At 68.8% G+C, this 11,539-nt stretch carries 16 protein-coding genes and 1 pseudogene; 9 read left to right on the forward strand and 8 right to left on the reverse strand.

Going from position 1 to position 11,539, the window contains the following annotated elements; all coding sequences use genetic code 11:
• Both VKG81_RS01315 and VKG81_RS01320 read right to left on the reverse strand, forming a co-directional pair.
• Window positions 1-113 (reverse strand): hypothetical protein (locus VKG81_RS01315; protein WP_324389035.1); only part of this gene is annotated, 113 nt, incomplete at its 3' end.
• 10 nt (window positions 114-123) lie between these two features.
• Window positions 124-486, reverse strand: a complete 363-nt coding sequence (locus VKG81_RS01320; protein WP_324389036.1) for an ankyrin repeat domain-containing protein — start codon at window positions 484-486, stop codon at window positions 124-126.
• A 142-nt stretch (window positions 487-628) separates the two neighbouring features.
• On the opposite strand from VKG81_RS01320, the gene VKG81_RS01325 reads away from it, so the two are divergent.
• From VKG81_RS01325 to VKG81_RS01335, 3 genes are read left to right on the forward strand one after another with little or no spacing between them, the layout of a single operon-like run.
• Window positions 629-1,957 (forward strand): septum formation family protein, encoded by a 1,329-nt coding sequence (locus VKG81_RS01325; RefSeq protein ID WP_324389022.1) that lies wholly within the window; start codon window positions 629-631, stop codon window positions 1,955-1,957.
• Window positions 1,958-1,962: 5 nt separating this feature from the next.
• Window positions 1,963-2,313, forward strand: a complete 351-nt coding sequence (locus VKG81_RS01330) for a metallopeptidase family protein (RefSeq protein WP_324389023.1) — start codon at window positions 1,963-1,965, stop codon at window positions 2,311-2,313.
• A gap of 59 nt (window positions 2,314-2,372) precedes the next feature.
• Window positions 2,373-2,564, forward strand: a complete 192-nt coding sequence (locus VKG81_RS01335; protein WP_324389024.1) for a hypothetical protein — start codon at window positions 2,373-2,375, stop codon at window positions 2,562-2,564.
• Window positions 2,565-2,568: 4 nt separating this feature from the next.
• Here the strand turns inward: VKG81_RS01335 and VKG81_RS01340 are convergent, their stop codons facing one another.
• Both VKG81_RS01340 and pheA read right to left on the reverse strand, forming a co-directional pair.
• Window positions 2,569-3,255 carry a histidine phosphatase family protein gene (locus VKG81_RS01340; RefSeq protein WP_324389025.1) on the reverse strand — a complete coding sequence of 229 codons (687 nt, stop codon included), beginning with the start codon at window positions 3,253-3,255 and terminating at the stop codon, window positions 2,569-2,571.
• Window positions 3,252-4,175, reverse strand: coding sequence for a prephenate dehydratase (gene pheA / locus VKG81_RS01345; protein WP_324389026.1), 924 nt, complete (start codon window positions 4,173-4,175; stop codon window positions 3,252-3,254). Before pheA ends, VKG81_RS01340 begins: the two co-directional genes overlap by 4 nt.
• A gap of 91 nt (window positions 4,176-4,266) precedes the next feature.
• Here pheA and VKG81_RS01350 point away from each other — a divergent pair, with 91 nt between their 5' ends.
• Genes VKG81_RS01350 through VKG81_RS01360 form a run of 3 tightly spaced genes read left to right on the forward strand, consistent with a single transcriptional unit; the run spans window position 4,267 to window position 6,922 of the window.
• Complete coding sequence (locus VKG81_RS01350; protein WP_324389027.1) at window positions 4,267-4,956, forward strand: DUF2470 domain-containing protein; 690 nt, start codon at window positions 4,267-4,269, stop codon at window positions 4,954-4,956.
• Between the two features lie 11 nt (window positions 4,957-4,967).
• Window positions 4,968-5,726 (forward strand): CPBP family intramembrane glutamic endopeptidase, encoded by a 759-nt coding sequence (locus VKG81_RS01355; RefSeq protein WP_324389028.1) that lies wholly within the window; start codon window positions 4,968-4,970, stop codon window positions 5,724-5,726.
• A gap of 17 nt (window positions 5,727-5,743) precedes the next feature.
• A complete protein-coding gene (locus tag VKG81_RS01360) occupies window positions 5,744-6,922 on the forward strand; it encodes an LCP family protein (RefSeq protein WP_324389029.1) in 1,179 nt (392 codons plus the stop codon).
• A 2-nt stretch (window positions 6,923-6,924) separates the two neighbouring features.
• On the opposite strand, the gene VKG81_RS01365 is transcribed toward VKG81_RS01360, so the two are convergent.
• The 4 genes from VKG81_RS01365 to msrA all read right to left on the reverse strand — a co-directional run bounded on the left by VKG81_RS01365 (window position 6,925) and on the right by msrA (window position 10,045).
• Window positions 6,925-7,749, reverse strand: a complete 825-nt coding sequence (locus VKG81_RS01365; RefSeq protein ID WP_324389030.1) for a glycerophosphodiester phosphodiesterase — start codon at window positions 7,747-7,749, stop codon at window positions 6,925-6,927.
• Between the two features lie 5 nt (window positions 7,750-7,754).
• Window positions 7,755-8,816 carry a DUF4328 domain-containing protein gene (locus VKG81_RS01370; protein WP_414685107.1) on the reverse strand — a complete coding sequence of 354 codons (1,062 nt, stop codon included), beginning with the start codon at window positions 8,814-8,816 and terminating at the stop codon, window positions 7,755-7,757.
• 17 nt (window positions 8,817-8,833) lie between these two features.
• The gene (locus VKG81_RS01375) at window positions 8,834-9,172 is read right to left on the reverse strand and encodes a rhodanese-like domain-containing protein (RefSeq protein WP_324389032.1); all 339 of its coding nucleotides are present in this window, start codon (window positions 9,170-9,172) and stop codon (window positions 8,834-8,836) included.
• A gap of 198 nt (window positions 9,173-9,370) precedes the next feature.
• Complete coding sequence (gene msrA / locus VKG81_RS01380; protein WP_324389033.1) at window positions 9,371-10,045, reverse strand: peptide-methionine (S)-S-oxide reductase MsrA; 675 nt, start codon at window positions 10,043-10,045, stop codon at window positions 9,371-9,373.
• Window positions 10,046-10,218: 173 nt separating this feature from the next.
• Between msrA and VKG81_RS01385 the strand changes: the two genes are divergently transcribed.
• The 3 genes and pseudogenes from VKG81_RS01385 to VKG81_RS01395 all read left to right on the forward strand — a co-directional run.
• Window positions 10,219-10,344, forward strand: a complete 126-nt coding sequence (locus tag VKG81_RS01385; RefSeq protein ID WP_324389037.1) for a hypothetical protein — start codon at window positions 10,219-10,221, stop codon at window positions 10,342-10,344.
• A 144-nt stretch (window positions 10,345-10,488) separates the two neighbouring features.
• A complete protein-coding gene (locus VKG81_RS01390) occupies window positions 10,489-11,112 on the forward strand; it encodes a superoxide dismutase (protein ID WP_324389034.1) in 624 nt (207 codons plus the stop codon).
• Window positions 11,113-11,284: 172 nt separating this feature from the next.
• Window positions 11,285-11,539: pseudogene (locus VKG81_RS01395) on the forward strand (peptidase); the annotation flags it as partial.

An 11,539-nucleotide genomic window follows, 5' to 3' on the forward strand; every position in this document is an offset into this window, starting at 1 on the left:
CGAGCGGCATCGGCCCGAAGCAGCGCGTCGACGAGCCCGGGATCCTCGCCGCGGGCGCGCTGCGACTCGCGCACCGCGTCCGGATTCTCCCGCAGCAGCTTCAGGTCGATCACGGCCGCAACCCTACTTTCGGGCCGGATCGGATGGCCCTGCGGCCCCGAACAGTTCGAGGTAGCGGGCACGGCCGAACAGCTGCGCGGTGTCGATCGCCGTAGGGTGACCCGCGGCCGGGTCCGCCCCCGCCGCGACAAGCAGCTCCACGACGTCGTCCTCACCCTTGAACACCGCCCCCACCAGCGGCGTCTGGCCCCGATCGTTCCGCCGGTTCACGTCGGCGCCCCGCTCGGTCAGTGTCCGCACCGTTTCCAGATGTCCGTGGTAGGCCGCGAGCATCACCAGAGTGTCACCCGTGCCGTTGGTCAGGTTGACGGGCACACCCGCGTACAGGTAGGCGGCCAGCGTCGCCGCATCGCCGGAGCGGGCCATGTCGAACAACCGGCCCGCCAGCTCCGCGATGTCTCGCTCCGGCTCGGCCACGTCCCCAAACCTACGCCCCAGCTACAACCCCATAACTTTACAACTTCATCACTTGTCACACGGTTTGGCGAGCCTGTCACAATGGATCGCGATGTCGATGGCACCTGAACCCTGGTGGCGCAGTTTGCAGGCCACGCCGACTCGGCGGGCGCTGCTGCTGACGGCGCTCGGCGGGCTACTCATTGCGGGCGTAACGACCGCCCTGCCGGCCGGCGCCGACAACGCGAGCCCGCTCGGATCGCTCGCGCCCAAGGCGATACCCAGCACGGGCTCCCGAAGCAGCGCCACGTTCGACAGCGCCCACAACGGCGACTGCCTGAACTGGCCCAACAAGTCGCCCGATCAGGCCAGCATCGTCGACTGCAAGGACGATCACCGGTTCGAGGTGGCCGAGTCGGTGGACATGCGGACGTTCCCCGGCAGCGAGTACGGGCCGGGCGCGGCGCCCCCGTCCCCCGCGAGGATCCAGCAGATCAGCCAGGAGCAGTGCCAGGCCGCGGTGCGCCGCTACCTCGGCACCCACTACGACCCCAACAGCAAGTTCACGATCGGCATGCTGTGGTCCGGTGACAAGGCCTGGACGCAGTCCGGCGAGCGCCGGATGCTGTGCGGACTGCAGCTGCCCGGCGCCGACAACCAGCAGGTCGCGTTCAAGGGCAAGGTCGCCGACCTCGATCAGTCGAAGGTGTGGCCCGCCGGCACGTGCCTGGGCATCGAGACCACCACCAACCAGCCGACAGACATCCCCGCCGACTGTAGTGCGCCGCATGCGATGGAGGTCACCGGCGAGGTCAACCTGGCCGAGAAGTTCCCCGGGCCGCTGCCGTCGGAGGCCGACCAGGACGGCTTCATCAAGGACGCGTGCACCAAGATGACGGACGCGTACCTCGCGCCGGTTGCGCTGCGCAACACCACACTGACGCTGATCTACAACACGATTTCGCTGCCCAGCTGGTCGGCCGGCAGCCACCAGGTGTCGTGCAGCATCGGCGCCACCCTCGGCAACGGCGGGTGGGCCACGCTCGTCGGTAGCGCCAAAGGTCCGCTGCTGATCAACGGGCAGACGCCCAACCCGCCGCCCGACATCCCACAGGACCGGCTCAACCTGCCGCCCATTCCGCTGCCCACAATCCCGCAGACCACGCAGGGGCAGCAGAGTCAGCAAGGCGGCGCGTCGTCGACACCCACGGGGACCCAGCACATGCCCGGGCAGCAGAGCAGCCCCGGACCCGCGGCCGGCCCGACGCCGACCACCCAGCAGCCCTCGGCGTCGCAGCAACCGCCGAACGACATTTCGCCGCCCGGTCAGGACGCGGGGCCGCCACCGGGTCAGGATGCAGGACCGCCCCCCGGGGCGCCGCCTGCGCCGCCCGCACCGCCCGCACCGCCCGCGCCTGCGCCGCCTGCGCCGGGACAGTAGCCGCCGTGGCCGTGCGGATGAGCCCGCAGCGGTTCGACGAGCTGGTGTCCGACGCGCTCGACCTGATCCCCGAGGCGCTGGCCGCCGCGATCGACAACGTCGTGGTTCTCGTCGAGCCCCGGCACCCCGAAGATCCCGAGCTGCTGGGCTTGTACGAAGGGATTGCGCTCACCGAGCGGGACTCGTCCTACGCCGGGTCGCTGCCCGATACGATCACGATCTACCGCGACGCGCTGTTGGACATCTGCGAGGACGACGGCCAGGTGGTCGACGAGGTCGCGATCACGGTGATCCACGAGATCGCGCACCACTTCGGCATCGACGACGAGCGGCTCCACGAACTGGGGTGGGGATGAGCGCGTGCGCCCCCGCGCGGCAGCCACGGTTCGTCCCCGCCCGGTGATATGAACAACGCATGAGCTTGCAGTGCCGCGACTGCCGCGACGGCTGGGAGCACTGCCACGGAACGGTGATCCACCACGCACAGCGCCGCTCGGAGTGCACCGAAGACGACTGCGACAGTCCCGACCGCATCCCGCATGCGTTCAGCATCGACTGCGAGGCGGTGGGTTGCCGCTGCGGCCAGCCCGCCGCGCTGGCGGTCTGACGGCTCAACCCATCGGGTCGGCGGTGTCCAGCTCCTCGGGCGGGGGCATGCCTTCGGGGTCCGGCATGAACGGCGGGGTGTGCTGTCCCCACTGCAGGCAGCTCCACCGGCCGTCGGTGACCGGTGCGAGCACAACCGACTCGACGTTGGCCAGGTGATGTTCCACCACGAAGCTGCCGTCAACACCGGCCAGGGTCGCCGCGGCGAGCCGAATAGCCGCACCGTGGCTGACCACGACGATGTCGTGGGTCCAGTCGTCGCCGTCGAGGTAACGCAAGCGCAGAGCCGTCAGCACGGGCACGTACCGCTCGAGCACCTCCGTGGCCGTCTCCCCGCCGGGTAGCGATGCGTCGAGTTCGCCGAGGTGCCAGCGCTCGTAGATCTTGTTGAACGCCTCGACAGCCTCGTCGTCGTTGCGCATCTCCAGGTCGCCCACCTGCACCTCGTGGAGCCCTTCGACGGCCCTGGGCCGCAGACCGAATTCCTCGCCCATCGCCGCCGCGGTCTCGGCCGCCCGCAGCGCGACCGAGTGCACCAGCATCCCGGGCCGATGCGGGTAGCCGCGCGCGAACCGGCGAGCCTGGTCGATACCGAGGTCGGTCAGCGACGAGCCCGGCGGCCGGGTGTCGAGACGCCGCTCGACGTTGCTTTGCGACTGGCCATGGCGCACCAGCACCAGACGGCCGCTCACGACCGCGGCTCCCCGTCGCGCAGCCGCGCCAACCACCGCGAGGCCTCGTCCGTTTCCGGTGGCACCGTGCCTGTCACCGCCCCTGTCGGCCACGAACCCAGATATCTCACATCTGCACAACGACGGTGCAGCGCCTTGAGTGCCTCGGCGACGGCGCTGTCGTCGATATGGCCGACGCAGTCGACGAAGAAAATGTATGTGCCCAATTCGGTACGGGTGGGCCGTGATTCGATGCGGGTCAGGTCGATGTCGCGGATGCCGAACTCGGTGAGCGCGGCCACCAGGGCACCGGGCGAGTTGTCGATCCGCAACACCACCGACGTGCGGTCGGCCCCGGTGCGTGGCGGGGGCGGCCCCGGCTGCCCGGCCAGCACGAATCGGGTTCGCGCGCCGGCCTCGTCGACGACGCCCGCGGCGAACTCGTGGAGCTCGTAACGCTGCGCGGCCAGCGTCGTCGTGACCCCGGCATCGGCCCGGCCGAACGCGACGTCGAGGGCCGCGGCGGCGTTGGAGGATGACGCCACCACCTCGGCGTTGGGCAGGTTATCGGCCAGCCAGTGCCTAACCTGGGCGGCCGCGGTCGGAAACGCGGCCACCGTGTGCACGTGCTCGAGCGTGCGTCCCGGCCGCAGGACGATGCTGAACGCGACGTCGAGCGTCAGCTCCGCGAAGACCTGCAGCGGCGACCCACCGGCCAGGCTGTCCAGCGTGGGCAGGATCGACCCGTCGATCGAGTTCTCGATCGGCACGCAGGCGTAGTCCGCCGACCCGTCTCGCACGGCCCGCAACGCGCTCGCGCTGCTCTCGGTCGCCAGCAACTCCACGGCACCCGGCCGCGGCATCATGCCCTCGTCGATCATCTGAAGCAATGCCGCTTCAGTGAAGGTGCCCTGTGGGCCGAGGTAGGCAATGCGCGGCACCCGACAACCCTATCCGGTGACGATGATGCGCCTTGCGCGTCCGCTCCTCGCAAGTTAATTTAGGCTTACCTTAGTTAGCGGAAGGAACGCCATGCCCGTTGCAGCCACCCACCCAGCCCACCCGGCACCGAGCGCAGCCGAACGGATACGCACCACCTGCGCGCGCGCCGACCGTGTGCTGCTCGCGGTCGACGGCATGGAGGCCTTCGCCGTGTCGCTTCACGACGTGCTCCGGGACGGCTCCTTCGTCATCGCGGTGCCTCGTGGCGCGTCCGCGGCGGCGACGGAACCGCACGCAGTTCTGGAGTTCACGGACTACGCGCCGGTGCCGCTGCGCGAACCGGTGCGGTCGCTGGTGTGGATCGGTGGCGGGCTGCGGCGCATGCCGCCCCACGACACACTGGTGCGGCTGGAGGTGACGTCGGTGGTGATCGCCGATTCCACGGGGGCGGAGTCGGTCACCGTGGAAGCACTAATGGCGGCCAGGCCGGACCCGTTCTGCGCGATCGAGTCCCGCTGGGTGCAACACATCGAGGCCGACCACCGCGACCTGGTCGATCTGCTGGCGTCGCGTCTGCCGGGGGCGCTTCGGCGTGGCCGGGCCAGCCTGCTCAGCCTGGACCGCTACGGCCTGCGGCTGCGCGTCGAGGCCGACACCGGCGACCACGACGTGCGGCTTCCGTTCCCCAAGACGGTCGACGACGTCACCGCACTCAACCAGGGCATCCGGATGCTGATCGGCTGCCCTTTCCGCAACGGGCTGCACGCGCGTCGCATATAGCGTGGCGTCTCATGACCGAGCAGGCCGGCACGGCGTCGCGGAAGGCGTTGCGCGGCGAGGTCATCATCGTGCTGGCCGTGACGTTCGGGTTGAGCGCGGTCACCGCGGTGCTGGAGCTGGCCGACTCGGTGCTGCGAACGCTGAGCAAGCAGACCATCCCGCTGATCCCGCGGCGGTCCTACTTCGATCTGATCGACCTGGGCCTGAACCTCGCATCTGTCGCCCAGCTGCTCGCGTGGGGAGCCCTGGGGCTGTATCTGCTGTGGCGCAGCGGGTTCGGGCCTTCTGCCGTCGGGCTGGGCCGGTTACGCCCGCGGCCCGACCTGCTGGGCGGCATCGGGCTGGCGGCGCTGATCGGGTTGCCCGGCCTGGGCCTTTACGTGGTCGCCCGCGTGATCGGCCTCAGCGCGGCGGTGGTCCCCTCGGAACTCAGCGACAGCTGGTGGCGAGTGCCGGTTCTCGTCGCGACGGCATTCGCCAACGGGTGGGCGGAGGAAGTGATCGTCGTCGCGTACCTGATCACCCGGCTGCGTCAACTCGGCATGAGCGACGGCAAGGCCATCGCCTGCTCGAGCCTGCTGCGCGGTGCTTACCACCTCTACCAAGGCTTCGGCGCAGGCCTGGGCAACCTGGCGATGGGCCTGGTGTTCGGGTACGTCTGGCGCCGCACCAACCGGCTCTGGCCGCTGATCATCGCGCACGGCCTGATCGACACCGTCGCATTCGTCGGATACGCCGTGGCCAAAGGCCACCTCGGGTGGCTGCCCTGACGCCGTAGATTGTTCCGGTGAGCGACGACTGGCCCCATCCGACTCCCCGGCGGGAGCCCTCGCAGGTCATTCGTCGCGACCCGGCCTACCGGCCGCCACCGCCGCCACGCGCTCAGCCGCCGCCACGCGCTCAGCCGCCACGTGCTCAGCCGCCACGTGCTCAGCCGCCACGCACCCAGCCGGCGCCCCCCCGCCCGGTGGGCCCCCGCCCGGTGGCCACGAGGGTGGCCAGACGCCGGCGCAAACCGCCGTGGGGACGAATCGTCGCTCTCGGTGTGCTTGTCACGCTCGTCGCGCTCGTCGGGCTCGGGGTGTGGATCGATCATTCGCTGCACCGGACGACTGCGTTCGCCGACTACCCCGACCGGCCCGCGGCGGGCCGCGGCACGACCTGGCTGGTGGTCGGGTCCGACAACCGCAACGATCTGTCGCCGCAGCAACAAGCGGAACTGTCGACCGGCGGCGACACCGGCAACGGCCGCACCGACACGATCATCCTGATCCACATACCGGGCTTCAGGTCGAGTGTGCCGACCACGATGGTGTCGATCCCGCGCGACTCGTACGTGCCGATTCCGGGACAGGGCCGCGACAAGATCAACGCCGCGTTCGCGCTCGGCGGCCCGCAACTGCTGGTGCAGACGGTGGAGCAGGCCACCGGCATTCGCCTGGACCATTACGCCGAGATCGGTTTCGGTGGCTTCGCCGCGGTTGTCGACGCAGTCGGGGGCGTCACCATGTGCCCGAAGGAGCCGATCAACGACCCGCTGGCCGGCATCGACCTGCCTGCCGGCTGCCAGAAGCTCGACGGCCGAAACGCCCTCGGCTACGTGCGGAGCAGGGCCACACCGCGGGCCGACCTCGACCGAATGATCAACCAGCGCCAGTTCATGTCGGCGCTCTTGCACCGCGCCGCCAGCCCGGCGGTCTGGCTGAACCCCTTCCGCTGGTATTCGCTGGAGAGCTCGGCGACGGGCGCGCTGACCGTCGACAACGGGGCGTACGTCTGGGACCTGGCCCGGCTCGGCTGGGCGCTGCGCGGCTCGACGGTCACCACCACGGTCCCGATCGGCGGGTTCACCAGCGCTGGCGCCGGCGACGTCGTGTTGTGGGACAAAGATGAGGCGGCACGACTGTTCACGGCGCTGTCCAGCGACGCGCCCGTGCCGCAGGACGTGCTGCAGTCTGCGCAGTAGGCCTACCGGCCCGGCAGGTTCGTCAGCCCGTGCTCGAGCCAGCCCTTGGTGCGGCCCGGATAGTTCGTCGCGATCCACCCGACGCCCAGTTTGCGGCAGAACTCGACGTCCTCGTAGTGGTCGACGGTCCAGCAGTAGGTCGCGCGGCCCTGTGCGGCCGCGCGGTCGACCAGTTGGGGATGCGTACGCAATGTGGCGATCGACGGGCCGATCGCGGTCGCGCCGACGGTGGTCGCGGTGGCCCCGCCCAGATAGTGCGACGCACCGCCGAGCAGCACGGTCGGCAACAGCGGGGCAGCGCGGCGGATCCGCCACACCGCCCCAGCCGAGAACGACATCAGCACCGCCCGCGACCGGTCCGCCGAGGCCGGCAGGGCGATCCCGTAGCGTTGCAGCAGCGCCAGCACCTTGAACTCGACCAGCGAGCCGTAGCGGACCGGATGCTTTGTCTCGATGAAGATCTTCACCGGCCGTTGCCAGTCGAGGACCATCGCGAGAAGGTCGTCGAGCTTGAGCAGCCCGTGGTCGCCCTGCTCGCCGCCGGGTTCCCAGCTCGGATGCCACGACCCGAACTCCAGGCTGCGCATCTTGGCCAGCGTCATCTCGCTGACCCGGCCGGCCCCCGAGGACGTGCGGTCGACCCGACGGTCGTGCATGCACACGAGGTGCCCGTCGCGGGTGAGGCGGGCATCGCATTCGATCGCGTCGGCGCCCTGGGCCAGCGCCAACTCGTAGGCAGCGAGCGTGTGCTCAGGCAGGTCAGCAGAGGCCCCGCGATGCGCCACGACAAACGGATGTCCGGCGCGCACCGCGTCGCCCCAACTCATAAGAGCTATGCTGCCGGTTCCTGGCCTTCCCGCTCAACCTCAGCGGGCTTTTCAGGCGCTTTTTCTGATTCCTGCCCTGGTTCTCGTGCCTGGCCGGCCTCCTGCGCCACCACCACCCAGCGATGCGCGGGCCGCTCGACGGGCGCCCGCTCGAACGCGAACACCAACTGCGCGGCGACGACGACCGTTGCCATCGCAAGCAAGTACGCGACGATGAAGCTCACGGTGTTGTCGGCGATGCCCTGAGGTTCGCCGGTGAAACTCGTCGCCGTCGCGAACACAGACACCGCCGTGCTCGCCACGAACAGGGCCCACCACACCCAGATCTCCCGGCGCAGCCGGGCGAAGCGGTCCTCGGCGAGGGCGAGTTCCATCACGAACACCGGCGCCCAGGCCAGATTGACGAGCGGCAGCAGGCAGCCGGCGCGCAGCGCCCACACCGGCCGCGGATCGGGCAGGTGGCGATGGCCGAACGCCGCCGCCCGACGGGCGATCAGCCAGCCGGTCAGCACGTAGGCGCAACCGATGATCGAGAACAGCGCGGCCACGCTGGCCACCACAGCCAGCCAGGTGGCCGCCCCGGCGACGATCGGGTTCAGCAACATGCCGCGGTTGACAATCAACAGCACGTAGCGCACCAGGTGCAGCAGCGCGGCGACACCGAGAACCGCGACGGTGGTGATCAGGGTCGCGCGCACCGACCACGGTGACGGTCCCTGGCGCGGCGGCGCGGCGTGGGCTTCGCCGGCCGTCATCGCGGGGTCGACAAATCCCCAGCGGGGCATCACGGCGTAGTGCGGGGTCGGCCCCAGCGGGCGGCGCCGGCGGCGCGGAGGCGGTGCAGGTCCCGGTCGTACCGCGATCCACCGGTAGCCGGGTGGCAGTCGCGGCACGGAGCGTGCCGGCGCGGCCGCCCCGCTGCGCGATCCGGGTGTGCTCCATGGCGACGGGGCAGGTGCGGGCCCGAAGGTCGGCGGCATCAGGGGCCCGTGGCAGCGCGGGCACCACAGGCGCTGACGGTCGCGCACGTTCCACCGCGTTCCGCAGCGGGAACACACCTGAATCATCCGACCAGACTAACCACCTAGATCGTGCCGACCCCGCCATCGTCGGTCACGACGCGGCGCCCGGCGGCAACCCAGGCCAGCATGCCGCCGTCGACGTTTGCGGGCTGGAAGCCATTGCGTTGCAGGTATTGCGCCACGCGCAGCGACCGGCCGCCCGCCTGGCAGACTACGAACAACTCTGCGGTGGAATCGATCTCGTGCAGGCGGGCCGGTATCTCGCCCATCGGGATATGTGTCGCGCCAGCGGCGTGGCCGCGCTGCCATTCGTCATGTTCACGGACGTCGAGCAGAACCGTCGACCGCCCGAACTCGAGCGGGACATCGGCCATCGACACGTGGCGCACGTCAGCGTCCATGACGACGATGGTAGCTACTCGTTACTTCAGGCAGTTATCCACAATTTCAACAGATTCATCCACAGGGTCGCGGGAAGCGAAATGGGCTTTGACCCGGCATTCTGTCGCATACCAGGGCCTCGGCTGTGGATAACCTGTGCTCAGCAAGCGAGTGGCATCAACAAGAAGTAACGGCGAGTGGCGAAATTGATTGTTCGCCTATCCTTCCGGTGCCAGCCCGACCGGGCACGCGACGCCCGTCCCGCCAAGCCCGCAATATCCGCTGGGGTTCTTGGCCAGATACTGCTGGTGATAGTCCTCGGCGTAGTAGAACTCCCGCAGCGGGGCGATCTCGGTGGTGATCTCACCGTAGCCCGCGGCGGCCAGTTCCCCGCCGTAGGAGCGGGCGCTGTCCCGAGCGATCCGCAGTTGCGTGTCATCGGCCGGGTAGATCGCCGAACGGTATTGCGTGCCGCGGTCGTTGCCTTGGCGCATGCCCTGCGTCGGATCGTGGCTCTCCCAGAACTGGCCGAGCAGCACGCCGTAGGAGATCTCGCTCGGGTCATATACCACCAGGACGACCTCGGCGTGACCGGTGCGCCCCGAGCACACTTCGGGGTACGTCGGGTTCGGGGTGTATCCACCGGCGTAGCCCGCGGCGGTCGAATACACACCGCCGAGTTCCCAGAAGCCTCTCTCGGCGCCCCAGAAGCAGCCTTCCCCGAACACAGCGGTATGCAACCCCTCCGGAAACGGCGGCGCAATCGGATTGCCGCTGACGAAGTGCCTTTTCGGGATCATGATCGCGGTCGGCCGCCCCGGCAGCGCGTCGCAGGCGTCCACCATGTCGACTCCCGGACGAAGATGCCCGATTAGATCGTCAAACCACCCCATGGCGAAAAGGCTACGCCGCTAGCGCTTTCCCGCCGATTTCGCTTGCCCACCGCAAAGGGCTATGATCGGCGTCACAGCGGTACCCTGTGACACAGCTCACGCCGGGGAAGGTATCGAACGTGCAGGTTAGGGGCTCGTAGATGGCGTCGCATCAAATTGGTTCCGGTTCGGCGATGCCGCCTTCGGAATGGAACTCCTCGTCGCACGTCTACTCCCGCACGCAGCTGACCGCGGCGGTGCGCGCCGCGCTGATCGCGTTGGTTCTCCTGGCCATTCTGGCCATCATCGTGTTGCTCTGACCGCGTCGTCGCGGTATGCCACGGCCGCCGCCGCCGTCCTTGCGGTGCGCGCGGCGATAGAGCAGTGTTGATAATGAGCGGCCCCGTTGCCGGGCCGGTCGAAAGTCGTACGAGTGAAACGTCTGAAGACCAGAAAGGAATCTCGTGGCTGAATACACGCTGCCCGAATTGCCTTATGACTACGGCGCCCTGGAACCCCACATCTCGGGCCAAATCAACGAACTGCACCACAGCAAGCACCACGCGGCCTACGTGAAAGGCGCCAACACGGCGCTGCAACAACTGGCCGAGGCCCGCGAGAAGGGCGACCACAGCGCGATCTTCCTGTACGAGAAGAACCTCGCCTTCAACCTCGGCGGGCACGTGAACCACTCGATCTGGTGGAAGAACCTGTCCCCGGAGGGCGGCGACGAGCCGACCGGCGAGCTGGCCTCGGCGCTCGACGACGCGTTCGGCGGGTTCGACAAGTTCCAGGCGCAGTTCACCGCGGCCGCCAACGGCCTGCAGGGATCCGGCTGGGCCGTGCTCGGCTACGACAGCCTCGGCGACAAGCTGCTGACCTTCCAGCTCTACGACCAGCAGGCCAACGTGCCGCTGGGCATCATTCCGCTGTTGCAGGTCGACATGTGGGAGCACGCGTACTACCTGCAGTACAAGAACGTCAAGGCTGACTACGTCAAGGCGTTCTGGAACGTCGTCAACTGGGACGACGTGCAGAACCGCTTCGCGGCGGCGACCAGCCAGACCAAGGGGCTGATCTTCGGCTGAGCCCACCAGAGAACGGGGCGTCGCGCGTCAAGCGTGACGTCCCGCTTCGCTGATTTACCGGCCGCCTGGCACTCGTGTCGTCTTGCGTGCCACATGCCCTATCCCGCATCCTGACGGGATCGACCCAGTGGCGTGTCACAGCCATGCTGGTTCGACGACCGTGGAGGCGGATATGACGACGGGATCCGGCCGGGCCATTGAGGTGGCTCCCTTCCATTCGCACGGGTCGCTGAAGGGTTTCGTCGTGTCCGGTCGCTGGCCGGACTCCACGAAGGAGTGGGCACAACTTCTGATGGTGGCGGTGCGCGTTGCATCGCTGCCCGGATTACTCTCGACCACAACAATTTTCGGCGTTCGTGAAGAACTTCCCGAAAAGCCCGAGCCGGGCACCGTCGGCCTGGTACTCGCCGAGGGCACCGTGGTCGGT

Origin of the sequence: Mycobacterium sp., from assembly GCF_035314905.1 — a bacterium.
Classification (GTDB): Bacteria; Actinomycetota; Actinomycetes; order Mycobacteriales; family Mycobacteriaceae; genus Mycobacterium.